Source organism: Yinghuangia sp. YIM S10712 (assembly GCF_051388935.1).
In the GTDB taxonomy this organism is placed as follows: Bacteria; Actinomycetota; Actinomycetes; order Streptomycetales; family Streptomycetaceae; genus Yinghuangia.
In genome coordinates this window covers 361,029-385,039 of sequence record NZ_JBPKBI010000003.1, presented here as the reverse complement: position 1 = coordinate 385,039, position 24,011 = coordinate 361,029, and the positions used below count along the sequence as shown (strand labels likewise).

The 24,011-nt window shown below is 71.1% G+C and carries 16 protein-coding genes and 1 tRNA gene; 14 read left to right on the top strand and 3 right to left on the bottom strand.

All coding sequences use genetic code 11. The features are described 5' to 3' along the window. The 12 genes from ACRX5W_RS11135 to ACRX5W_RS11080 form a co-directional block, all read left to right on the top strand. On the top strand, window positions 1-240 hold a 240-nt coding region (locus tag ACRX5W_RS11135; protein ID WP_436787863.1), incomplete at its 5' end, for a hypothetical protein. A gap of 119 nt (window positions 241-359) precedes the next feature. Then, window positions 360-2,762, top strand: coding sequence for a sodium-translocating pyrophosphatase (locus ACRX5W_RS11130; protein WP_436787862.1), 2,403 nt, complete (start codon window positions 360-362; stop codon window positions 2,760-2,762). Between the two features lie 110 nt (window positions 2,763-2,872). After that, window positions 2,873-3,673, top strand: a complete 801-nt coding sequence (locus tag ACRX5W_RS11125; protein ID WP_436787861.1) for a hypothetical protein — start codon at window positions 2,873-2,875, stop codon at window positions 3,671-3,673. 52 nt (window positions 3,674-3,725) lie between these two features. Then, window positions 3,726-5,228 (top strand): DUF7059 domain-containing protein, encoded by a 1,503-nt coding sequence (locus tag ACRX5W_RS11120; RefSeq protein WP_436787860.1) that lies wholly within the window; start codon window positions 3,726-3,728, stop codon window positions 5,226-5,228. Between the two features lie 367 nt (window positions 5,229-5,595). Beyond that, window positions 5,596-8,430: a type I DNA topoisomerase gene (gene topA / locus ACRX5W_RS11115; RefSeq protein ID WP_436787859.1), complete on the top strand. Its 2,835-nt coding sequence runs from the start codon at window positions 5,596-5,598 to the stop codon at window positions 8,428-8,430. A 158-nt stretch (window positions 8,431-8,588) separates the two neighbouring features. Then, the gene (gene tmk / locus ACRX5W_RS11110) at window positions 8,589-11,882 is read left to right on the top strand and encodes a dTMP kinase (RefSeq protein WP_436787858.1); all 3,294 of its coding nucleotides are present in this window, start codon (window positions 8,589-8,591) and stop codon (window positions 11,880-11,882) included. A 288-nt stretch (window positions 11,883-12,170) separates the two neighbouring features. Beyond that, complete coding sequence (locus ACRX5W_RS11105; RefSeq protein ID WP_436787857.1) at window positions 12,171-13,358, top strand: DNA polymerase III subunit delta'; 1,188 nt, start codon at window positions 12,171-12,173, stop codon at window positions 13,356-13,358. A 231-nt stretch (window positions 13,359-13,589) separates the two neighbouring features. Next, window positions 13,590-15,185: an alpha/beta hydrolase gene (locus ACRX5W_RS11100; RefSeq protein ID WP_436787856.1), complete on the top strand. Its 1,596-nt coding sequence runs from the start codon at window positions 13,590-13,592 to the stop codon at window positions 15,183-15,185. A 149-nt stretch (window positions 15,186-15,334) separates the two neighbouring features. After that, window positions 15,335-16,933 carry an alpha/beta hydrolase gene (locus tag ACRX5W_RS11095; RefSeq protein WP_436787855.1) on the top strand — a complete coding sequence of 533 codons (1,599 nt, stop codon included), beginning with the start codon at window positions 15,335-15,337 and terminating at the stop codon, window positions 16,931-16,933. A gap of 171 nt (window positions 16,934-17,104) precedes the next feature. After that, window positions 17,105-18,634, top strand: a complete 1,530-nt coding sequence (locus ACRX5W_RS11090; protein ID WP_436788043.1) for an alpha/beta hydrolase — start codon at window positions 17,105-17,107, stop codon at window positions 18,632-18,634. Between the two features lie 55 nt (window positions 18,635-18,689). Beyond that, a tRNA-Thr gene (locus ACRX5W_RS11085) sits at window positions 18,690-18,763 on the top strand. 314 nt (window positions 18,764-19,077) lie between these two features. Beyond that, window positions 19,078-19,734, top strand: a complete 657-nt coding sequence (locus ACRX5W_RS11080; RefSeq protein ID WP_436787854.1) for a hypothetical protein — start codon at window positions 19,078-19,080, stop codon at window positions 19,732-19,734. Window positions 19,735-19,813: 79 nt separating this feature from the next. Here ACRX5W_RS11080 and ACRX5W_RS11075 read toward each other — a convergent pair whose 3' ends face one another. The 3 genes from ACRX5W_RS11075 to ACRX5W_RS11065 all read right to left on the bottom strand — a co-directional run bounded on the left by ACRX5W_RS11075 (window position 19,814) and on the right by ACRX5W_RS11065 (window position 22,067). Continuing rightward, on the bottom strand, window positions 19,814-20,323 hold the full coding sequence (locus ACRX5W_RS11075) for a DUF2231 domain-containing protein (RefSeq protein WP_436787853.1): 510 nt from the start codon (window positions 20,321-20,323) through the stop codon (window positions 19,814-19,816). Window positions 20,324-20,554: 231 nt separating this feature from the next. Beyond that, the gene (locus ACRX5W_RS11070; RefSeq protein ID WP_436787852.1) at window positions 20,555-20,833 is read right to left on the bottom strand and encodes a hypothetical protein; all 279 of its coding nucleotides are present in this window, start codon (window positions 20,831-20,833) and stop codon (window positions 20,555-20,557) included. Between the two features lie 838 nt (window positions 20,834-21,671). Beyond that, on the bottom strand, window positions 21,672-22,067 hold the full coding sequence (locus ACRX5W_RS11065; RefSeq protein ID WP_436787851.1) for a hypothetical protein: 396 nt from the start codon (window positions 22,065-22,067) through the stop codon (window positions 21,672-21,674). A 140-nt stretch (window positions 22,068-22,207) separates the two neighbouring features. Between ACRX5W_RS11065 and ACRX5W_RS11060 the strand changes: the two genes are divergently transcribed. Together ACRX5W_RS11060 and ACRX5W_RS11055 are read left to right on the top strand one after the other, a co-directional pair. Next, window positions 22,208-23,416, top strand: coding sequence for an ATP-binding cassette domain-containing protein (locus tag ACRX5W_RS11060; RefSeq protein ID WP_436787850.1), 1,209 nt, complete (start codon window positions 22,208-22,210; stop codon window positions 23,414-23,416). A gap of 105 nt (window positions 23,417-23,521) precedes the next feature. Next, window positions 23,522-24,007: an NUDIX domain-containing protein gene (locus tag ACRX5W_RS11055; RefSeq protein ID WP_436787849.1), complete on the top strand. Its 486-nt coding sequence runs from the start codon at window positions 23,522-23,524 to the stop codon at window positions 24,005-24,007. The last annotated feature ends 4 nt before the right edge of the window (window positions 24,008-24,011 follow it).

Sequence of the window (24,011 nt, the reverse complement as noted above, 5' to 3'; positions counted from 1 at the left end):
GGACCCGGATCGGCGGGCTTTGGGGGGGAGAAAGGGGGGCCGCCCGAAAACGGGCGCCCCGCCGTTCTTGTGTGTTCCTGTGCTCTCTTCTGCCGTGTTCCGGAGTCGTTCCGGTTGTTCGGGCGCCCGGCGCCGGTTCATATCCCGTTCTCAGACGTGCTTTCAGAGCGCTGGAACCTGTTTTCGATGATTGCCCGAATCACGGCAATGCGCGAGTATTTTATGCATATTTATATATGATCATGGTGAATACCGTGGTGTGTTCTTGATCATTTGCATACACTCCATTCACGTCGTAAAAGATCGTCTAGCGCCCGTCTGAGCAGCCAGTCCGAAACATCCCTCGCGATGGAGGACGCATGTCCGGGCTCCAACTCACCGAACTTGCCACCGTTTCCGCAGCACCCGGGACCGCCGAGGTCGCCGGAAGCGATCTGACGTACGTCGTGGTGGTCGCGGTCATTGCGCTCGCCGCCCTCGGCGTGGCAGCGGCCCTGGTACGCCAGGTGCTCGCCGCCGACGAGGGCACCGAGAGCATGAAGCGCATCGCCGGCGCGGTCCAGGAAGGCGCCGCGGCGTATCTCGCCCGACAGTTCCGCACCCTGGGGCTTTTCGCCGTCGGGGTCTTCTTCCTGCTGCTTCTTCTCCCGGCTGACGGCTGGGACGAACGCATCGGCCGCTCTGTCTTCTTCCTCGTCGGAGCGGTCTTCTCCGCCGTCACCGGCTATACCGGCATGTGGCTCGCGGTACGCAGCAATGTGCGCGTGGCCGCCGCAGCACGGGCCGGCGGGTCCGGGCCGGAGGCCGCGCACACCGCGATGCGGATCGCCTTCCGCACCGGCGGCGTGGCCGGCATGTTCACTGTCGGCTTGGGCCTGTTCGGCGCGGCCCTCGTGGTGATCATCTACCGCGAGGACGCCCCGAAGGTCCTGGAGGGCTTCGGCTTCGGCGCCGCACTTCTCGCGATGTTCATGCGTGTCGGCGGGGGCATCTTCACCAAGGCCGCCGACGTCGGCGCCGACCTGGTCGGCAAGGTCGAGCAGGGCATCCCGGAGGACGACCCGCGCAACGCCGCGACCATCGCCGACAACGTGGGCGACAACGTCGGCGACTGTGCGGGCATGGCGGCCGACCTGTTCGAGTCGTACGCCGTCACGCTTGTCGCCGCGCTCATTCTGGGCAAGGCGGCGTTCGGCGACGCCGGGCTGGTGTTCCCGCTGATGGTCCCGGCGATCGGCGTGATCACGGCGGTCATCGGCATCTACGCCGTGTCGCCGCGCCGGGGGGACCGCAGCGGGATGACCGCGATCAACCGCGGGTTCTTCCTGTCCGCGGTCATCTCGCTCGTGCTCGTCGGGATCGCCGCGTTCGCGTACCTGCCCGACAAGTTCTCCGAGCTCGACGGTCTGTCGGCGACTACCGAGACCGGTCGGGCGATCCTTGACCACTCCGGCGATCCGAGGGTGTTCGCCCTGGTGGCGGTGCTCATCGGCATCGTGCTGGCCGCAGTGATCCAACAGTTGACCGGCTACTTCACCGAGACGTCGCGGCGCCCGGTCAAGGACGTCGTCAAGACGTCGCTGACCGGCCCGGCCACGGTGATCCTGTCGGGGATCTCGCTCGGCCTGGAGTCCGCGGTGTACGCGGCGGTCCTGATCGGTGTCGCGGTCTACGGCGCCTATCTGCTGGGCGGCGGCATCATCATGCTCGCGCTGTTCGCCGTGGCGCTCGCCGGCACCGGGCTGCTCACCACGGTCGGTGTCATCGTCGCGATGGACACGTTCGGTCCGGTCTCGGACAACGCCCAGGGCATTGCCGAGATGTCCGGCGACGTGCAGGGCGAGGGCGCCCAGGTGCTCACCGACCTCGACGCGGTCGGCAACACCACCAAGGCCATCACCAAGGGCATCGCGATCGCGACCGCGGTGCTCGCCGCGACCGCGTTGTACGGGTCGTACCGCGACGCCGTGGAGACCGCACGGGTCGAAGTCGGCGAACAGGCCAACGCGGGCATGTCGCGGCTTGAGGCGTTGTCGTTCAATCTCGACATCTCCCAGCCGAACAACCTGTTCGGCATCATCCTGGGCGCCGCGGTCGTCTTCCTGTTCAGCGGCCTGGCCATCAACGCGGTCTCGCGGGCCGCAGGCGCGGTGGTCTTCGAGGTGCGCGAGCAGTTCCGTACCAAGCCGGGCATCATGGACGGCTCGCAACAACCGGAGTACGGACGGGTCGTGGACATCTGCACCCGCGACTCGCTGCGCGAACTGGCCACGCCCGGCCTGTTGGCGGTGATGGCACCGATCGCGGTCGGGTTCGCGCTCGGCATCGCGCCGCTCGGCGCGTTCCTCGCCGGCGCGATCGGCGCGGGCACGCTGATGGCGGTGTTCCTGGCGAACTCCGGCGGCGCGTGGGACAACGCCAAGAAGACGGTCGAGGACGGGACCTACGGCGGCAAGGGCACCGAAGCGCACGCCGCAACCGTCATCGGCGACACCGTCGGCGACCCGTTCAAGGACACGGCGGGTCCGGCGATCAACCCGTTGCTGAAGGTCATGAACCTCGTCGCCCTGCTGATCGCCCCCGCGGTCGTCAAGCTGACCATCGGCGAGGACGCCAGTGGGGCCCTGCGCGCGGCGATCGCGGTGCTGGCGGTCGTGGTCGTCATCGGCGCCGTCTGGTACAGCAAGCGCAAGTCGATCGCGGTCGGCACGCCGAACAACGAGCCCAAGGAGCCCAAGGAGGCGGAGCCGGTGGGTGGTTGACACTCCGCTGGGTGCGGTGACCGGAGGGCGACGCGGGAGACCGCGTCGCCCTCCGTCCGTTCCGTGTGCCACGCTTCGGACTTCCCACGAGCGGAACACGGAGACGAAGCGTGGTACGGAAGATACCGGTGAAACTCCCGACGGCTGCCGCGGTCGCCGCGGTGCTCGCGCTGACGGCGGCCTGCGGCGGTGACGGCGGCGGAGACGGAGACAAGAAGGCACTGGCCGCGTGGGCCGCCAAGGTCTGTGGGGAGGAAGTCACCGGCAAAATCGACGCGTCGCAGGTGGCGCTCAACGATATATCCCTGGTCATACCGGGCGAGACACCCGAGGCGCTCAAGGCGCGGCTGGTCGGCGATTTCACCAAACTCGCCGACGCCAACAGTGCGTTCGCCTCCGCCCTCCAAGTCGCCGGGGACCCGAAGGTGAAGGACGCCGAGGAGCAAGTCCTGCTGTTGGGCGACGAGTTGCGTGCGAACGCGCAGGGGTGGAACGCCGCCAAGGCCGAATTGGAGGCGCTGGCCACCAACGACCAGAAGGCGTTCGCGGACGGCTTGCGTGCGCTGCAGCCCAAGATCACCGGTTCCGTGACCAGTTCGCACGCCGCGCTGGACAAGCTGCACACCGGCCGGCTCGGCCAGGCACTCGCCGCGGTCCCCGGTTGTGTCGGCTCGGCGTCCGCCCCGCCTCCGTCGACCCCGCCCGCGCCGACGCCTTCCGAAACGGCGCCTTCCGCTTCCGGGTCTCCGGTGGCGGCGCCCTCCGGGTCGGCATCGCCTTCGTCGAGCGCCTCGGGGTCCGCGTCGCCCTCGTCGACCGGCTCCGGTTCGGCCGCACCGGACGACTCGGAACGACCGTCGGCCACCGCTTCCGACTCGTCTTCGCCGAGCGCGGACCCGTCCGAGTCGTGAACTGCCGCGGCCGGGCCGTGCGTCACCCGCGTCGGCATCGCGAGAGGGCAGGATGGACCCCGTGACCATGCACGACTCCTCCCAGGTGGCCCGGCTGCGTGACGCGCTCGGCGCCGCGGACTACACCGTCGACGGCTGCCTCGACGCGCTCGGACGGCAGGCGTACGGCGCTCTCTCCCGCAGCGAGGTCGTACCGGCGCTGCGGGCCCTGCGCGGCGACGGCGGCCCGCTCGCGACGCTGATCCGGCTGTTCCTGCTGCAATCACCGGTGCCGTACGCGCAGGCGCTCGCGGCGCTGCCGCTCGACGAGGCGATCGCGGGTGGCCTGGTGGTCCGCGACGGCGACGAGGTGCGCGCGCTGCTCGACATCCGGCCGTACGGCGAGGCGGACACCGACTGGTGGGTCGTCTCCGACCTCGGCAGCGGCATCGGCGGCGTCACCGGCCCGGTGCGCCCCGACCACGTGCTCGGCATCGGGGGCGCGTCGACCACGCTGGCCGGCATCACCGTGCGCGACCCGGTTGACCGTGCCTTGGACCTGGGGACCGGCTGCGGCGTACAGGCGCTGCACGCCTCGCGGCACGCGCGGTCGGTGACGGCGACCGACGTCAACCGGCGCGCGCTCGACCTGACCCGGTTGACGATGGCGCTGTCCGGTGTCGCCAACGTCGGGCTGGCCGAAGGCAGCCTGTTCGAGCCTGTCGAGGAGGAGCGGTTCGATCTCATCGTGTCGAATCCGCCGTTCGTCATCTCGCCGAACAGCCGCTACACGTACCGCGACGGGGGGCTCCAGGGCGACCAGTTGTGCGCGCACCTGGTCGGCCTCGTCCCCGGGCACCTGGCCCCGGGCGGCACCTGCCAGCTCCTGGCCAACTGGCAGCACGTCAAAGGCCAGGACTGGAAGGAACGGATCCGCGAGTGGCTGCCGCAAAGCGGCTTCGACGCCTGGGTGGTGCAGCGGGAGGTGCAGGACCCCGCGCAGTACGCCGAGTTGTGGCTGCGCGACTCCGGCGACCACCACAACTCCGATTACGCGGCCCGGTACGACGCCTGGCTGGAGGCGTTCGAGCAGGACGGCGTCGAGGGCGTCGGGTTCGGCTGGATCAGCATCCGCCGCACCGACAGCGCCGATACGACCGTGCACATCGAGGAGTGGCCGCACGCCGTCGAGCAGCCGCTGGGCGCCGAAATCGCAGCGTGGTTCCGGCGGCGGCAGGCATTGCGCGAGCACGACGACGCGGCGCTGCTGGAGACCGCTTTCCGGCTGGCGTCCGACGTGCTCCAGGAGCAAACCGGGCAGCCCGGTGCGGAGGACCCCGAATACGTCGTCCTGCGCCGACAGCGCGGCATGTGCCGTGCCGACCGCGTGGACACCGTCGGAGCGGCGCTCGCGGGGGCGAGCGACGGACGGCTGACGGCCGGAGCGATCGTTGACGCCATCGCCGAATTGCTCGGGGAGGACCGGACGGCGCTGCGCGACGCGGTTCCGCAATCGCTGCGCTCGCTGGTCGCCGACGGCTTCCTGCTGTTCCCCGACGACCCGGCCGGTGTGTAACGGCGGTCACCCCGCGCTCTGCGGCGGTTACGGCGTGCATTGGCCCGATCGCGCAGCGGAACCCGTGGGAGGCTTCGGCATCACCGGGTAAATCCCTACGTAGGGGACAAGAAGTACGTCAAACCCGTCCGAAATATCCCCTTGGTACCCCTCGTGAGGCGGATGGTTGACGGCCCGGGAAGCGGGAACCGTCGGCTGCGCGTTACCGTTCCAGTGGCGTCGGGGCGCTCTGTGTCGTATACCGGGCAGGGCCGGTTTGACATCGGGGGCTGAGATACGGTCACACTCCGCCACACGACAGCTACCGTCCCCGACGGCTTCCGCCGTCCCGCAACGCCGCAGCAGCGACCTGGAGAGAAGAGCGAAGGTGTCCCCGAGCAGCGAGACCGCGCGCGAAGGCAGTCGACTCGTCATCGTCGAGTCGCCCGCCAAGGCGAAGACGATCAAGGGCTACCTCGGGCCCGGCTACGTGGTCGAGGCCAGCGTGGGTCACATCCGCGACCTTCCGAACGGCGCCGCCGAGGTCCCGGCCGCGTACGAGGGCCAGTCCTGGGCCCGCCTCGGGGTCAACGTCGACGCCGACTTCGAGCCGATCTATGTCGTCAACACCGACAAGCGCCAGCAGGTCGCCAAACTCAAGAAGCTCCTGAAGGACGCCGACGAGCTCTTCCTCGCGACGGACGAGGACCGCGAGGGGGAGGCCATCGCGTGGCACCTCCAGGAAGTCCTCCAGCCGAAGGTCCCGGTCCGCCGGATGGTCTTCCACGAGATCACCAAGGACGCCATCCAGTCCGCGGTCGCCAACCCGCGCGAGCTGAACCAGCGCCTGGTCGACGCGCAGGAGACGCGGCGCATCCTGGACCGGCTCTACGGCTACGAGGTCTCGCCGGTCCTGTGGAAGAAGGTCGGCCCCAAGCTTTCGGCGGGCCGCGTGCAGTCTGTGGCGACTCGCCTGGTTGTCGAGCGCGAGCGCGAGCGCCGGGCCTTCCGCTCCGCTTCTTATTGGGACGTCCTCGGCACGTTCGACACCGGGCGCGCCGGCGACGCCACCGACCCGCGCACGGTCAACGCCCGCCTGGTGGGCCTCGACGGCAAGCGTGTCGCGACGGGCCGCGACTTCGGCCCCGACGGGCAGCTGAGGAACCGCGACGTCCTGCATGTCGACGAGGTCGGAGCCCGTGCCCTCGCCGCGGCGCTCGGGTCAGCGGCGTTCGCGGTGCGCGCGGTCGAGCGCAAGCCGTACCGCCGCTCGCCGTACGCGCCGTTCCGTACCACGACGCTCCAACAGGAGGCCTCGCGCAAGCTGGGCCTCGGCGCCAAGGCGACCATGCAGGTGGCGCAGAAGCTGTACGAGAACGGCTTCATCACCTACATGCGCACGGACTCCACGACGCTGTCCGACACCGCCGTCACCGCAGCCCGGGCCCAGGTGCGGGAGCTGTACGGCGCCGAATATCTCCCGGACGCGCCTCGGTCGTACGCCGGCAAGGTCAAGAACGCCCAGGAGGCACACGAGGCGATCCGCCCCTCCGGCGACCGCTTCCGGACCCCGGCGGAGACCGGCCTCACCGGCGACCAGTTCCGCTTGTACGAGCTGATCTGGATGCGCACCGTCGCGTCCCAGATGAAGGACGCCGTCGGCCAGTCCGTCACCGTCCGCATCGGCGGAACGGCGGCCGAGGCGGAGAACCTCCCGGGGCGCGACGCCGAGTTCACCGCGTCCGGCAAGATCATCACGTTCCACGGCTTCCTGAAGGCCTACGTCGAGGGCTCCGACGACCCCGACGCCGAGCTCGACGACCGCGAACGCCGCCTCCCGATGGTCGAGGAGGGCGACCCGCTCACCGCGACCGAGCTGACCCCCGAGGGCCACGCCACCAAGCCGCCGGCCCGCTACACCGAGGCGTCGCTGGTCAAGGAGTTGGAGGAGCGCGAGATCGGCCGCCCGTCGACCTACGCGTCGATCATCGGCACGATCCTCGACCGCGGGTACGTCTTCAAGAAGGGCACCGCGCTGGTCCCCTCCTTCATCGCGTTCGCCGTCGTCGGCCTGCTGGAGAACCACTTCGGGCGCCTGGTCGACTACGACTTCACCGCCAAGATGGAGGACGATCTCGACCGGATCGCCCGCGGCGAGACCGAGTCCGTGCCGTGGCTGCGCCGGTTCTACTTCGGCGAGGACACCCCTGACGGCGGCGACCACCTCGAAGGCCTCAAGGCCTTGGTGACCGACCTCGGCGCGATCGACGCCCGCGAGGTCAACTCCTTCCCGGTCGGCGACGGCATCGTGCTGCGCGTGGGCCGCTACGGGCCGTACGTCGAGCGGGGCGACAAACGCGCGGACGTGCCCTCGGACCTGCCGCCCGACGAGCTCACCGTCGAGAAGGCTGAGGAACTGCTCGACAAGCCGACCGACGACTACGTGCTCGGCACCGACCCGGCGAGCGGCCACCTCATCGTGGCCAAGCACGGCCGCTACGGGCCGTACGTCACCGAGGTGCTGCCCGAGCCCGAGGCACCGGCCGCCGAGCCGGAGCCCGCGGCGGACGAGGCCCCGGAGAAGACCGCCGGCACGGCGAAGAAGGCGCCCGCGAGGAAGACCGCCAAGAAGACGGCCAAGAAGGCCGCGGCCAAGGGCCCGAAGCCGCGTACCGCGTCGCTGCTCAAGTCGATGTCGCTGGACACGGTGACGCTGGAGGACGCCCTCAAGCTGTTCTCGCTGCCGCGCGTGGTCGGAGTCGACCCGCAGAGCGGCGAGGAGATCACCGCGCAGAATGGCCGCTTCGGCCCCTACCTCAAGAAGGGGACCGACTCGCGGTCGCTCGAAAACGAGGACCAGTTGTTCACCGTCACCCTCGACGAGGCACTGGCCATCTACGCGCAGCCGAAGAAGCGCGGTCGCACGGCGGCCAAACCCCCGCTGAAGGAGCTGGGCAACGACCCGGTGAGCGGGCAGCCGGTCGTGGTCAAGGACGGGCGGTTCGGCCCGTACGTGACCGACGGCGAGACCAACGCGACGATCCGCGTCGGCGACAGCGTCGACACGATCACCCCTGAGCGTGCCTACGAGCTGCTCGCCGAGAGGCGCGCGCAGGGCCCCGCGCCCAAGAAGCGGGCCGCCGCGAAGAAGGCTCCGGCCAAGAAGGCACCCGCGAGGAAGACCGCAGCGAGCAAGAAGGCACCGGCGAAGAAGGCCACCTGAGTCGCACGATCGGATGGGCCGTCGGACACAAGTCCGACGGCCCGTCGGCGACTGCGCACGTCAGGGGCACCCGGGTGTCCGATGTGGCCCCGAGCGCCCCTGAAATCGCCGAAAAGAACGTCGTTTCCCCGCCCCGACACACGGCTAGGGTTGAGCGCATGACGCACGCCGAGCAGCACAAGTCCGAGGCGGTCATACCGCCCCGGACCCCGGAACCCGTCACCGGTATCGGGGGAGTTCTCAAGATCGCTCCGTACCGGCGCTTCTGGACCGCCGTCGCAGCGTCCACACTCGCGGACTGGCTCGGCCTGCTCGCGCTGACCTCGGCCGCGCTGTGGACGGTCGACGGCGACTACCTCGACTACGCGGCGGCCGTGGCGGCGGTCTTCGTGCTGCGGCTGCTGCCCGCGGCGCTGGTCGCGCCGCTCGCCGCGCAGATCGTCGACCACCTCGACCGGCGCTGGACGATGGCCGTCTGCGACATCGTCCGCTTCGGACTCGTCGCGTCGGTGCCGTTCGTCGACGAACTGTGGTGGATCCTTGCCGCGACCGCTCTCGGCGGCATCGCGGGCGCATTCTGGGGTCCCGCGCGCGACGCCACGGTGCCCAATCTGGTGCCGCGTCAACGCCTGGCCACCGCCGCGCAGTTCAACCTCGTCACCGGCTACGCGGCGGCCCCGGTCGCGGCGGCGTTGTTCGTCGCGCTCGCGCTCGTCACGCAACTGCTCGCCCCGTCGTTCGAGACGTTCGACAAGCACCCGTCCGACCTCGCGTTGTTCGTCACGGCTGCGGTCCATCTGGTGTCGGCGGTCCTCGTCTACCTGCTGCGCATGCCGACGCGGGGCCGGTCGGGCGGCACGCGGCGCGCCAACCCGGTGACGGTGCTCGCCGACGCGCCGCGGGTGTTCGGGCACTCGCGGACCGCCCGCGGCCTGGCTCTCGGCCTTCTCGCGCTGTTCCTCGGCGGCGGCGTCCTGGTCGGCCTGGTGCCCCTCTACACCGCCGAGCTCGGCGCCGGAAACGCGGCGTACGGCACGGTGTTCCTGACGCTGCTCGCGGGTGTCGCGGTCGGGCTGATGTGCGGCCCGCGCGTGCTTCCGTCGTTCAGCCGCCGCCGGTTCTTCGGCCTCACCGTCATCTCAGCCGGGCTGACCCTGGCGCTGACCGGCGCGTTCCCCAACGTCGTCGTCACCGTGCTGCTCACCGCGCTGCTCGGCGTGCTGAGCGGGGTCGCGTGGGTCACCGGCTACACGTTGTTCGGCCTGGAGGTCGGGGAGGAACTGCGCCCGCGTGCTTTCGCGTTCGTGCAGGCCGCGGTACGCGTGATGCTGCTCGTCGGTCTCGCCGCCGGTTCGCTGGTCGCGGGTTCGCTGGGCCTGCACACGTGGACGGTCGACCGCTACGTGTTCACGTACAACGGTTCCGCACTGACCCTGATGGGGGCCGGCGTGCTCGTCGCGCTGCTGGGGCTCCTGACCCTGCGCGCCGTCGACGACCGGCGCGGCACCCCGCTCGTGCGCGACCTCGTCGACTCCGCCCGCGACACCGACCGCGTCGGCGGCCGCCCCAAGCAGGCCCCCGGCTACTTCATCTCCCTCGAAGGCGGCGAGGGCGTCGGCAAGTCCACGCAGGTCGAGGCGCTGGCGTCGTGGATCCGCAGCAAGGGCCACGAAGTCGTGGTGACCCGCGAGCCCGGTGCGACCGAGGTCGGCAAGCGGCTGCGCGCGATGCTCCTCGACATCAACAACACCGGGATCGACCCTCGTGCCGAGGCGCTGCTGTACGCCGCCGACCGCGCCGAGCACGTCGCAACGGTGATCCGGCCCGCCCTGGAGCGTGGTGCGATCGTCATCACCGACCGGTACATCGACTCGTCCATCGCGTACCAGGGCGCGGGCCGCGAGCTCGGCACGCGCGAGATCGCCCGCGTCTCCCGGTGGGCGAGCGACGGTCTCCAGCCCGACCTGACGATCCTGCTCGACCTCGACCCCGAGGTCGGCCACAGCCGCTTCACCGAGGCACCCGACCGGTTGGAGTCCGAGCCGCAGAGCTTCCACCACATGGTCCGCAGCGCGTTCCTCGACCTGGCCGCGGCCGATCCCGACCGCTACCTCGTCGTCGACGCCGCTCAGGAGCCGGACGCCGTCACCACCACGATCCGGCACCGCCTCGACCGCGAACTGCCGGTCTCCGAACAGGAGAAGCGCCAGGCCGAGGAGCTTGCCCGGCGCGAGCGTGAGGAAGAGGAACGCCGCAAGGCCGAGCGCGCCCAGGCGGAGGCCGAGAAGCAGGCGCTCATCGCGCGGCTGCGCGCCGAGAGCGAGGAGCGGCAGCGGTACGTCGAACAGGCCCGCCTGGCCGAGGAGGCCGCGCGCAGGGCGGAAGAGGAGCGGCAGCGCGCCGAGGAGGAAGTACGCCGGCGTGCCGAGGAGCAGGAGCGCCTCGCCGCCGAGGCGGCGCGGCTGGCCGAGGAGGCCAGACGGCGTGCCGAAGAGGACCGCGTACGCCTCGAAGAGGAGGCCGCACGCCGCGCCGCCGAGCAAAAGCGCATGGAGGAAGAGGCCGCTCGGCGTGCCGAGGAGGCCCGGATCAAGGCCGAGGAAGAAGAGCGCATCCGCCGGGAGCAGGCGCGCCGGATCGAGGAGGAAACCGCGCTGCGCGCCGAGCGCGAGCGCCTCGCGGCCGAGCAGGAGCGGGCCGCCGAGGCCGAGCGCCGCCGCCGGGCCGACGAGGAGCGCCGCCGCCGCGAGGAGGAGGCCGCCGCCGACATCAAGCGCCGCCGGGAGGAGGCCGCGCGCCGCGCCGAGGAGGCGAAGCGCCGAGCCGAGGAGCGCGAGAAGGCCGAGGAGGCGCTGCGGCTCGCCGAGGAGGAGCGCCGCGCGGCGGAAGCGGACGCCGCACGAGCGGTCGTGGCCGCGGCGGCGGCGCAGGCGCGCGCGGCCAAGGAGGCCGCCGCGTTGGCCGCCGAGGCCGACGACGACCGGGACGACGACGACACGGACTCGCCGAGCGGTGGCGGCGGGAGTACGCCGACCGGCGCCGCGCGGTCGGCCGCCGACTCCGCGTCCCCGGGGCAGACGCTGGTGGTGCCGGCGGTCGAGGCGGACACCACCGAGCTGAAGGTCGTGACCGTCGTCGAGCCCGACACCGCGGAGCTGGAGATCGTCCGGCCGCGTCCGGTCGAGGAACCGCCGCCGGGGTCCGAGGACGACACGCAGCAGATCCCGAAGGTGCGCATCGACGAAACCGCGGTGCTGCCGCAGAGCGGGCAGGAGCCGCGCGGCGAGGGAGGTCGGGACGGGCGTGAGCTCGCCGACGACCTCCTCGGTTCGTGGAGTGCCGGAGAGACGCCGCAGACGGACGCGGAGTCGGCGCCGGAGCCGTCGCAGGAGGAACAGCAGGAGCAGCAGGGGAAGGCGTCGCGCCGCAGCCGCTGGCGACGCAAGCCCTGAGCCCGTGGCGGTGCGCTCCGCGTGCCACGGCGGGTCGGTGTGCGACCTGCGCCGGTGACGGACGCCGCCGCCCTGCCCGCCGTTGTGCCCGGTGCGACGGATGCGGCGGGCAGGGCGCGCGGCGGCCACCACGCCGCCCTCACCCGTCGGGGGAGGGCGGCGTCGCCGTTCCGCCGCGACACGACGCCGTCGCCTGGTGTCCGTGCCGCCCGGTACCTTCGGGGGCGGAGCCGTCGCGTGCCGACCGGTTCCGTTTCCGCTTGTACAGCCCGAGAAGGAGCGCGTCACGTGACCGTCTGGGACGACCTGGTCGGCCAGGACCGCGTCGTCGGCCAACTGCGCGCCGCTGCTTCGGCCGCGCAGGGTGTGCTCGCCGGGGAGGCCGCCGGCGGTATGACGCACGCCTGGCTGTTCACCGGGCCGCCCGGTTCCGGCCGGTCGACTGCGGCGCGCGCGTTCGCCGCAGCGCTGCAGTGTGTGAGCCCTGACCTCGCACTCGGCGCGGAACCGGGCTGCGGGTTCTGCGACGGCTGCCACACGTCCCTGACCGGTACGCACGCCGACGTCGACGTGGTCGGCACCGAGCTGCTGTCGATCGGCGTCAAGGAGACCCGCGACCTGGTACGCCGCGCCGCGATGTCCCCATCGGGCGGACGGTGGCAGGTGATCGTCCTGGAAGACGCCGACCGCCTCACCGAAGGCGCCGGGAACGTCCTGCTCAAGGCCATCGAGGAGCCCGCCTCGCGTACGGTCTGGATGCTCTGTGCGCCCTCGGTCGAGGACGCGCTGCCGACCATCCGCTCCCGCTGCCGCCACATCGCACTGTGCACGCCGCCGGTCGCCGCCGTCGCCGACATGCTGGCGCGCCGCGACGGCGTCGACCCGGCGATGGCCGCGTACGCCGCCCGCGCGACCGGCGGTCACATCGGACGGGCCAGGCGTCTCGCCACCGACGAACAGACCCGGTTGCGGCGGGCCGAGGTGCTGCGGCTGCCGCTTCAGCTCGCCGAGATCGGCAGTTGCATGGCTGCGGCGCAGCGCCTCGTCGACGCGGCGGCTGCGGAGGCCAAGGAGATCACGACGGACCTCGACGCGCGCGAGACCGAGGAGTTGCGCAGCGCGTTGGGCGCCACGGGCCCGGGGGGCCGTCTGCCGTCGGGCACCGCGGGTGTGGTGAAGGAGTTGGAGGGGCGTCAGAAGAAGCGGGCGACGCGCACCCAGCGGGATTCGCTGGACCTCGCGCTGACCGACTTGGCGGCGTTCTACCGCGACGTGCTCGCCTTGCAGTTCGGCGCCGACGTGTCGTTGGCGAACGAGGAGATGCGACCGGCGTTGGAGGGCGTGGCTCGTGCGTCGACGCCGGAGGCCACGTTGCGCCGCATAGAGGCGATTCTCGCGTGTCGGCGCGCGATCGACGCGAACGTCGCGCCTCTGCTCGCGGTGGAGGCGATGACGCTGAGCCTGCGGGCCGGTTGACCGTACGCGGATCACCCGTCTGCCGCTCGCCGGGTGGGCGCGGCACTCTGCGGCGGGCGGCGCCCGAACGGGCGAAGACGGGAACCCGGAGCCGTGTTCGGCGCGTCGACGTGGGAGAGTTCCCACGGCAGCCGGCGGCCGGGAGTGGGCCCTGGGACCCCGGGTGTTCGCCTCGCGTCCATCGCCCCCTGCCGAACGCTTACTTCCTATTGCCAAGGACGGTGCAAGTCGGTGCGACCGGTGACACGGAAGGCGCTCAAAGGCCTGCTCATCGCGGTGACGTTGGGCTTCGCTGTCGCCCTCTTCGTCCGTGCGCGACGCGCGGCGTCCCAGGGGGCGCAACAACCGGCTCCGGCAGGCGATTTCACGGACGAGACCGGCAAGACGCTGCCCCCGTCACCACCCGGCAGACCCCCCGCTCCGGTTCCGCTGACGGCCGCCCCGACGGAATCCGCCCCATCCGCCCCCGAGCCGGCAGCCGACAGGCCCCTCCTCGGGAAGCCCGTCGCCCACGGCTCTGCCGGTGAACGGCCCGCCGAAGAGAGGACCGCGGCCGGAAAACCCGTTGCCGGGCAGCCGGTTGCCGCGCCGCCGAGTGCTGCGTCGCCGAGTGCCACCCGAACGAACACTTCCGGCACCGCTCCGATCGCCGTCGCCTCCGACGTCGTCGAGATCGCTCCCGACCGGGCCGCTCCGGTGCCGCGTCCGGCGCGCAGGCGGCGTTCGCAACTCGTCGTCGGCGCGGTCATGTTGGCGTTCGTGGTCGTGGCCTGCGCCGTGGGGGTGCTGGCGTACGACAGCATCGACGGTGACGACAACGACGGCACCGCTCCTGCGGCGGCGATGAGTTCGGACTCCACGCAGCGTCCGTCCGCCGGTCCGACGGATACGTTCGGCCCGCTCGCACCGCAGAAGTTCGAGGCGCAGGGCACCCGTTCGGGCGGCACGCTGAACCACCTGCTGCTGGACGGCCGTCGATCGGGAGTCACCGCCGACGTGTGGGTGTGGCTGCCGCCGCAGTACCAGAGCGATGCCCTGCGGACGAAGCGGTTCCCGGTCCTCGTGGTGCACTCCGCGTACCCCGGCATCGGCGAGAACTCCCTTCTGGAAACCGATTCGGGGCTGCTCGCGAAGCTCGTCGCCGGGGTGGCGGACGGGACGTTGCCGCCGTTCATCGTCGTGGCCCCTGAGCTGACGCCCTATCAGCAGTCGGAGTTGGACGCGGCGTCGACCCCGGAAGCCCTCGACACCGAGTGCAGCGACATCCCCGGCCGACCGCGTATGGCCACCTTCCACAACGAGGACGTGCGCGAGGCGGTCGCCGCGACATTCCGCGTCGCGACCGACCGCTCGTCGTGGGCGCTGCTCGGCGAGGAGGCCGGCGGGCTGTGCGCCGCGAAGTACGCGTTGCAGTACCCGCAGTACTACGCGACCGCTGCGAGCCTGTCGGGCGGCACCACACTGCGTTCGCCGCTGTGGCCGACCGGCGCGGGAGTGCGTCAGCCGCAGGAACCGCTCACCTTGGTGGCCCAACGCCCCGATGTGAACCTCCTGCTGGTCGACACGGCGTCGGACACCGCGGGGCGGCAGGCGTCCACGGCCCTCAAGGACGCCGCGCAATCTCCGACCGTGGTCGAGACCGCGACGAACACCTCGTCGGACACGTCTCGGCAACTCCCGTCCGCACTCGCGTTCTTCGAGCGCAACGTGACCGACTCGACGCTCGTCGACGACGACGCTCCGGCGTCGGGCTCACCGAGCGGAGCGCCTACGACGGCCGGCGCCGGCGCAACCGCGACGGCCACGCGGCGCGCGACGAGTTCCTGACCGCCACTCGCCGACCGTCAATCTCCGGGCGAAAAACGGCGGTTGGCGCTGCGTCGCACGTCAGTGCGGTGCCGTACCCCCGCACGGCGTTCACACGGACGTCCCAAGCCGGTGGAACGTCGAACGCCAGTACGTGGTAGTCATGGCGCGTGAGGACCATCAACCGCCGCGCCGCCCGTATGCGGACCGCGATACCCGCCGCCCTTGTCGCGACCGCGCTTGTCGGCGGATGCAGTCCGGGGCCGGGCGGAAGCGTGGCCGGCAGGATCAAGGACTCCGCGGGCAAGGGTTCGAACGACCCCGAGCTGGCCGCTTTCTACACACAGGATTTGGCGTGGTCGGCCTGCGACGACGACCCGGAGACCGAGGGCGACGAGCGCGACCTGGAGTGCACCCGGCTCCGGGTGCCGCTCGACTACGCCGACCCGGACGGCAAGGAAATCCGGATATCGGTGATGCGTCTTCGAAGTGACGGCTCCGGACCGCGGGTCGGCTCGATGCTGACGAACCCCGGTGGTCCCGGGGGGTCCGGCCTCGACTACCTCAAGAACAGCTTCGTCGACGTCGACCCCGCGATCCACGCGAGTTTCGACATCATCGGCTTCGATCCGCGAGGTGTCGGCGAGAGTTCGCCGGTGTCCTGCCTCGACGACGACGCCCGCGACCGGATGAACGCCGAGGACGGGCCCGAGCCGCAGGACCCCGAGGCCGAGGAGTTCGAGGACACCCTCGACAAGGAGTTCGTGGCCGGCTGCCAGGAGAAGTCCGGCGAGCTGCTGCCGCACGTCGGCAGCCGCAACGTCGCGCGCGACATGGACATACTGCGGTCCCTGCTGGGCGACGAGAAACTCAACTACCTCGGCTACTCGTACGGCACCTACCTCGGCGCGCTGTACGCCGAGGAGTTCCCCGCACGCGTCGGCCGCCTCGTCCTGGACGGCGCCGTCGACCCGGCGGCGGACCCGCTCGACGACACGATCGGGCAACAGGTCGGATTCGAACAGTCGTACACCCGCTTCGCGCAGGACTGCGCGACACGTGCGAGCTGCCCGCTCGGCACCGACCCGGACCGCGCGGCGCTCGTCGGCATCGACTTCCTCGACGGGCTGCGCGACGAGCCGCTGCGGACGCGCCTGGGCGACGGCCGCGAGCTGACGTCCAACCTGGGGTGGACCGGCATGATCAGCCTTCTCTACAGCGACGCGGAGCAGGGCTGGCCCGCGCTGCGCGAGGCCTTCAACATGGCGATGGACGGCGACGGTACGGCCTTCATGGTGTATGCCGACGCCTACAACGGACGCGACGAGGACGGCCGCTACGACGGCATGATGGACGCGTTCCGGGTGATCAGCTGCGCCGACAGCATGGCCGAGGCGCCGTCACCGCAACGGGTCCAGGAGGCTTTGGAGCGCATGCGCCGCGAGGCGCCCTTGTTCTCGCGCGACGTCACCGCCGCCGACTTCGACGACCCGAGCTGCGAGTTCTGGCCGTTCCGCACCACCGAAAAGCCGCACGCGGTCAAGGCGCCCGGCAGCAACCCCATCCTCGTGGTCGGCACGACGGGCGACCCCGCCACGCCGTACGCGGCCGCGGAGCGCCTGGCGGCGGGCTTCGAGAACGCGACGCTGCTCACTCTCGACGGGGAGGGGCACACCGCGTACGGCCACGGCAACGAATGCATCGACGACGCGGTCAACGCGTACCTCGTCTCCGGCACACTGCCGGCTGCCGGCACGCGGTGTTCCTGAGCCGCCGGCGGTCACGCGCGATCACTTTGGTCCGGTAAACGCGCGCGGCAACGCCGAAACCGGACGCTCCCGTGCGTGTCGTGCGCAGGCGCGGGAGATCCGCGCGCGTGCCGTTACGCTCGTCCGACAGGTCGGCCCCGATGCGTGGCCGAGAGCCGCGCGAACGAGGGGCTGGTACGTGTGAGGCGACGCGTCGGCGTGGCGCTGGCCACCGCAGGTCTGCTGGCGGGTCTGCTGGCGGGCTGCACCGACTCGGACGACGAGGCGACCCCCACGACTCCACCGGCTCCCGGCTCCGCGAACACCGTTCCCATGCCCCGTGCCTCGTCGATCGACTGGGGCGACTGCCCCGAGGGACGCGCCTACGAGTGCGGCACGCTGTCGGTTCCGATCGACTACACCGACCCCGACGGCGCGAAGATCGACATCGCGCTGCTGCGGGCGAAGGCCAAGGGCGGCGAACGGATCGGCACGCTCGTCGTCAACCCCGGCGGCCCGGGCGGCTCCGGGATCTCGTTCGCGCGCTACGCCGCGTCGGCGTTCCCCGAGAACGTGCGCGAGCGCTACGACATCGTCGGGTTCGACCCGCGCGGCGTGGGGCGCAGCGCTCCGGTGGAATGCCTTTCCGACGCCGATATGGATGCGTACACGCAGCTCGACCAGACCCCCGACACGCCTGCGGAGGAAACCGCGCTGGTCGACGGCTTCACCCGCTTCGGCAGCGGCTGCCAGGCCGACGCCGCGCCCCTGCTCGCCCACGTCGGCACCGCGGACGCCGCGCGCGACATGGACCAGATCCGCGAGGCGCTGGACGAGGAACAGCTCCGGTACTTCGGGGCGTCGTACGGGACATACCTCGGCGCGGTGTACGCCGAGCTCTTCCCCAACCGGGTCGGCCGTTTCGTGCTGGACGGCGGCATCGACCCCAACCAGACCGCGGCCGTCGCCAACCGCGTGCAGGGCGGCGGCTTCCAGACCGCGCTGAACTCCTACATCGACGACTGCCTGGCCGGCGGCTCCTGTTACCTCGGCGCCACCCGCGAAGCGGCCCTCGCTCGCATCCAGGCGTTCCTCGCCGAGCTGGACGCGCGCCCGCTACCCGGCGATGCGAAGCGCCAGGTCACCGAGTCGATCGCCACAACAGGCATCCTGTCGCCGCTCTACACCAGCGAACAGTGGCCACGGCTCACCCTGGCCCTCCAGGCCGCCTTCCGCGGCGACGGCAGCCTGCTGCTCGACCTCAGCGACACCTACTACGAGCGCGGCGCGGACGGCGAGTACGCCAACCTCATGTACGCCAACGCGGCGGTCAACTGCCTCGACTACCCCCCGTCCGCGACCACGCCCGAGCAGGTCAGGCCGCAAATCGCCGAATTCGAACAGGCGTCGCCCACATTCGGCCGCACCCTCGCGTGGGCAGGGCTCGCCTGCGGCACCTGGCCCATCCCGGCCACCGGCCGCCCCCACGAGATTCACGCCCCGGGCGCCGCCCCCATCCTCGTCATCGGCACCACCCGCGACCCGGCCACCCCCTACGCCTGGTCCCAGGCCCTCGCCGGCCAACTCGACTCCGCCCGGCTCCTCACCTACGACGGCGACGGCCACACCGCCTACCTCCGAGGCAGCACGTGCGTCGACTCGGCCGTCGACACCTACCTCCTCACGGGCGCCCTGCCCCCCGACGGCAAAACCTGTGATTGAGCACCCCGACCCCTGTGTATGCTTGTCGCCGTCCCCACCACCACGGCGGGGAAACGCCGCCTTAGCTCAGTCGGCCAGAGCGACGCACTCGTAATGCGTAGGTCAAGGGTTCGATTCCCTTAGGCGGCTCCGACAAAGGCCAGGTCAGACAAAGTCTGACCTGGCCATTTGGTTTTTCGCGTCCCGACAACCGCCGGCTTTGGGGGCGGGTGGGTGCGGGGGCGTGAGCGGACGTGTTGATGTCGCTGTCCAGCGGGCCCGGTGCACGCGCACGGCGCGGCACATCACACGGTCGCTTTCGGTTCGGTGGATGGAGGTGGATGGAGAGGTCGCCTCTGCCGCAGTTCATCGAGGACGCGAAAGACGGCGTGCGGTGCTCGGACAGCAGGGTTCTCCGGCGGGCCACTCTCGGGGCCCGGCACGCGCCGCTAGAGTCGCGGCCCATGGACTGGGCCGCGCCGTTGAGTGCCATTGCCGGAGCCCTCGCGGGCATCGTCGCGACGTACGTCGTGGACCGGGGCCGCTGGAAGCAGACGCGCGAGGCCGAGTCGAACCAGATCCTGCGCGAGACTTTCGTGGCCTATCTGTCCCACCTCGCCCGCGCGGTCGAGAACATGCGGTACGCGGCCGAGGCGGCGTACGACACCCCCGAGGAGCGCCGGAGGGCGATACGCGGCGCGTTCTCCGAGACAGGGCTGTTCGAGCAGAGATACGGCCTCACCATGCTGGCCCCGCCCGCTGTGGTCGAGGCCGGTGTGGATGCGTTCCGGCGGGTGCGGGACCTGCGCGACCTGTTGGCCGACGGCGCACAGGTCTCCGATGGGGCCTTCCAAACCGCCCAGCACCGCTACTTTCGCTCGGTCATCGCGACCTCGGATGCCATGCGCGAGGAACTCCGCATCCCGCACTGGGCTTCACGCCTCTCGGCGAGGAGGTCACGGAACCCCCCACCCAGCGCAGTTAGCAACGCGCAACGTCCCGTCGGTGCTTCGTGCGTGCTTCGTGCGTGTTTCGTGCGGTGGTGGTGGGCGCGCGTCAACCGGTTGGAAAGGCACCGAGCGGTTTTCGCACGGCGGAGTCATGCGTGGCTCACGGGTTGACTGCCTTGGGCGGCTTGATAAACGACCTGCGGCCTTTGTCGGGGAGCCGCAGGTCGTACATCCGGGACGTCGTACGGTTTCAGCGCCGATGGTGTCGGGCGGCAGCGGCGCTTGCCTGCCATTCGGCTCCGCCTTGTTCGCGTGCGGTGCGGATACCCACCTGGTGGTCCTGGACAAGTGACCAGCCGAGGCCACCGGCCGCGAGCATCGAAGCGACGCCGATCGCCGCGAGGGTGATGCCCAGCGACGCGCTGCGGGCCGGGCCGTCCCAGTGGGATGCGTACACGCCCAGGGTGATCGCGAACAGTGCCAGGGTGAGGATGTTCAGCATGGCGTGCGTCGTGCCGACACGCTTGGCGGGGCTGCCCTTCGGGACGGCTGCCATGAGGTCGACCAGCCCGGGCAGTGCCGCGAGTACCGCCCCGCCGACGCCGACGATGTTCATCACGATGGCGAAGTTGAGCCAGAACTGGTCGTCCGTTCCGGCGTAGATGGCATAACCGACGAGTGCGCCGGTGTAGCCGACGATCGGAAACGGGATGAGCATCGGATGGATCGGATGGCCCATCACCGCGGCCTTGCTTCGCATGGACGCCTCCTCCAACATGGCGAGCCTCCGTCGGCCCGCGCGATCACGGCTGCCCGAGACCGGCCGATTCACACGGGTCGGCGGTGTGCGTACAGCGGCGGGAGTGAGACACCGCCATGACCGCTTTGCGGCCGGTGCTCGTCGGCTGAGGGCTTCTTCCGCGACGCTTTGCCGACTACGCCGAGGGGCGCCGGCGCGCAAACCGAACGCGCCCGAGTTGCCGGGGTGCGGTCACTGCGAGGCGAAATTGAATTCTCGGCTGGCGGGGTTCCTGGCTTCGGCCTGCTGCTCGTGCTCGGCCTTCTGTTCGTACTGCGCCAGGGCCAAGCCGAGGCCGAAGAAGGTCGGGGCCCACTCGCCGATGAAAATACCCCAGCGATCCGCACGCTCGACGTTTTCGGCCGAGCTGCTGGTCAGCCAGGACACGAACGTCAGACCGATCGACGCAAACGCCGCCGTGTAGGCGTGCTCGCTGCGCAGGCCCATCTTGTGCAGCCTCTTGATGATCACGATTTGTCCTCCAGTGTCGAGCGAACCTCGTGCGGCGGCTGTCCGCAGGAGCGGCGGCTACACCTGGGGCCGTCGTGCGATCGGACAGCTCGGCGCCACACGGCCCGAGGACACGCGTCGGCGAGAACGCTGGATCACGGGACGATCGGGGGCTGCCGGGCGATTCTTCCCGGAGGAATCGGGCCGACGCCGGGGTGTCGGCCCGGGCGCCGGGCGGCGTGCCGTTGGCCCAGGGCCGGGGCCACCGCGCCGGTGGCGAATGCGGCCTTTCTCACCCGCGCCGCGCGCGAGCTCCCGTGTCCCGTCATCGTGGCCGAACGCGGACGCCCCCTCGACATCCTCGATGCCCTGCACACCGCCGAGCGTCCTTGGCGCCGCTGAAGGGCGGTCGGCGGTCGGGCGGACGCGGGCCGGCGGCCCTGAGGCATGCGGGGCAGCGGCACGGTTGGTCGAGCGTGCGTTCGAGGGCTGATTGGCGCGGGTTTCGCCTCTGTGCGCCCTGTCGCGCGGCCATCCGATCGGTCGATCATGGCGAGCGCCGACGCGAGCGCCACGGTACGCAACCAGCTCTGTGCGTGCCGTCGAGCAGGTTCGCCCACGCCGTGATCAGGAGGACTCGCATGGACCGACCCCCTGCCGACCGGGCCGCGACCGATGGGGAACGAGGCGTCGAATCGCCCGCGTTAGCCGCGCGCGAGGGCGAGGTGACGGAGGCCGCCGACGCGACGACGGGGAGCGGGGGGCCGAACGGTGGGAGCCCTGCGGGCGCGGTTCCGCGGCAGCGGCAGGACGCCGGCGACGAGGACCCGGGTGCGGCGTCGCCGGATGACGACGACGATTACGCCGCCGTCGGGCACAGCCGGTACCAGAACGACGCCGTTGTCGCGAAGGTCACCACGCGGGCGATGGCGGCGCGGCTGCCGTACCTGGTGGGGAAGGCGCTGCGGCTGGGTTGGGATGCGGACCGGCGGGTGCTTGTCGCGCTGCTGGTCTGCCAGTTGGCGGCGGGGATTCTGGAGGCCGCGGGGCTGATGGCCACCACCTCGACGATCACGGCGGTGATCTCGTCCGGGGACATCGGCGACCGGCTCCGCGAGGCCGCGCCCGCGCTGGTGGTGCTGGCGCTGGCGGTGGGGGCGCGGGCGGGGCTGGGCATCGCGGTGGCGTATCTGTCCCAGCGGTTGGTGCCGATGATCAGCCGCAAGGCCGAGGCGCTGTTGCTGGAGGCGACCACCAAGGCGGAGTTGGCGGCGTACGACCGCCCTCAGTTCATGCACGACTACGAGGCCGCCGAGCAGGGTGTCCAGCAGATGCGCAGGCTGCTGTCGCAGTCGCAGAACGTCATCGCGGCCGGCGCGGATCGAGTACGAGTCGATGGTCACCACGCGCAACGAGCGTCACATCCTGGCGGTCCTGCGCTGGAACCTGACCGACAAGTGGGAGGCGAGCCAACTGCGTTCGTCGACTCTGGCACCGCATCTGCTGGCCCGGTACGAGCGGGTCGGCGACCGCGTGCAGCGCGTCGTGCAGGCGGCGGCGATGCGCGAGGCGAGGGTGTCGGTGGCCGGGGCGTTGGCCGGCGGGCTGGCCGCGGGGTTGGTGTGGGGTGCCGTGTTCTGGCTGCTCGCCACCGACCGGATGAGCGTCGCCGCCGCCGGCACCGCGGTGATCGCGCTGCGGACCGTCGGCACGTCGCTCGGCGGGATCGTCGTCGCGGGCACGGACATGTACGCGATCGGCCTCTACCTGGACGACTGGGACCGGTTCCTGGCCCAGGCCGGCGGGCACCGGATGAGCGCGCGGCGCGGTACGCGCGTCATCGGCCGCCCGCGCACGTTCCGCGCCGAGGCGGTGACGTACGAGTACGCCACCGACGAAAGCGACGACAAGCGGCGCGCCCTCGACGGCGTGGACCTCGAAGTCGAGGTGGGCCGCGTGGTCGCACTGGTCGGCGAGAACGGGTCCGGCAAATCGACGCTGGCGAACATCCTCACCGGCCTCTACCTCGCGGACGGCGGGCGCGTCACGTGGGACGGCCACGACGTGCGCGACCTCGACCCCGAGGAGGCCTTCCGGTACGTCGCCTATCTCACACAGGACGTCGTGCGCTGGCCGCTGCCGTTCCACGCGAACGTCACGCTGTGCCAGCCGCGCGCCGACCACGACGCGGCCCTCGCCTTCGCGATGGAGGCCTCCGGCGCCGACGAGGTGGCGGCCACCCTCCCGCGCGGCATGAGCACGCTTCTCAGCCAGGAGTTCATCGGCGGGACGATGCTCTCCGGCGGCCAGTTCCAGCGGATCAACCTCGCCCGCGTGTTCTACCGCGACAGTCCGCTGCTGGTGCTCGACGAACCCACGAGCGCCCTCGATCCCCGAACCGAGCACAAGATCTTCACGCGCCTGCGCGAACACGCCGCCGATCGCGCGGTCGTCCTGGTCACCCACCGCCTTACGAACGTCGCCCACGCGGACGAGATCGTCGTCATGGACCGGGGCCGTGTCGTCGAGCGCGGCACATGCGCCGAACTCCTCAAGGCGGACGGCCTGTTCGCGGAGCTGTGGCGTCTCCAGACCGACCGGTGACGCGGCACCGGCAACGCTCCGGCAAGACGGCTGAAAACAACACCAACACCCGTGTCCCGGGCGACAATCGGTTGCTCGCTGCGTCGTCCCGAAAGGCCCTTGTCCATGGCTCCGCTCAACCCCTGGCTCGCCGAACTGCCCCGCGTCTACAGCGGCTCGGCCGTGCTCGTGACCGACGAACACGGGCGGGTGCTGCTTTTGGAGGCGTCGTTCCGCAAGGCTTGGCTGCTGCCGGGCGGTTGCCTCTCCGACGACGAGGACCCCAAGGAGTGCGCGCGGCGGGAGCTGGCCGAGGAGACCGGGCTGGACCTGCCGATCGGGGCGCTGCTGGACGTCGATTGGCGCGGGGCGGATCCGCGTGAGGAGCACTTGGCCGCGCCGGTCGCGCAGTTTCTGTTCGACGGGGGCAGCATCCCGGCCGACACGCCGATCGTGCTCGACCACGAGTCGCTGAGCGCCCGCTGGTGCACGCTGCCGGAGGCGAAGGAGCTGCTGCCCGACGTCGCGTACGACCGACTGCGGCGGGCGCTGGACGCACGGCGGAACGGCGGGTGCGGTTACGGCGTTTCCCCGGCCGGGGCATGGGGCTGAGCCG

Bases quoted from the DNA above. Each gene is read 5' to 3' on its own strand.
- ACRX5W_RS11120 (WP_436787860.1), top strand. From the start codon at position 3,726: ATGGACCCCGTGACCATGCACGACTCCTCCCAGGTGGCCCGGCTGCGT.
- ACRX5W_RS11060 (WP_436787850.1), top strand. From the start codon at position 22,208: ATGGTCACCACGCGCAACGAGCGTCACATCCTGGCGGTCCTGCGCTGG.
- ACRX5W_RS11055 (WP_436787849.1), top strand. From the start codon at position 23,522: ATGGCTCCGCTCAACCCCTGGCTCGCCGAACTGCCCCGCGTCTACAGC.
- ACRX5W_RS11075 (WP_436787853.1), bottom strand. From the start codon at position 20,323: ATGCGAAGCAAGGCCGCGGTGATGGGCCATCCGATCCATCCGATGCTC.
- tmk (WP_436787858.1), top strand. From the start codon at position 8,589: ATGACGCACGCCGAGCAGCACAAGTCCGAGGCGGTCATACCGCCCCGG.
- ACRX5W_RS11130 (WP_436787862.1), top strand. From the start codon at position 360: ATGTCCGGGCTCCAACTCACCGAACTTGCCACCGTTTCCGCAGCACCC.
- ACRX5W_RS11080 (WP_436787854.1), top strand. From the start codon at position 19,078: ATGGACTGGGCCGCGCCGTTGAGTGCCATTGCCGGAGCCCTCGCGGGC.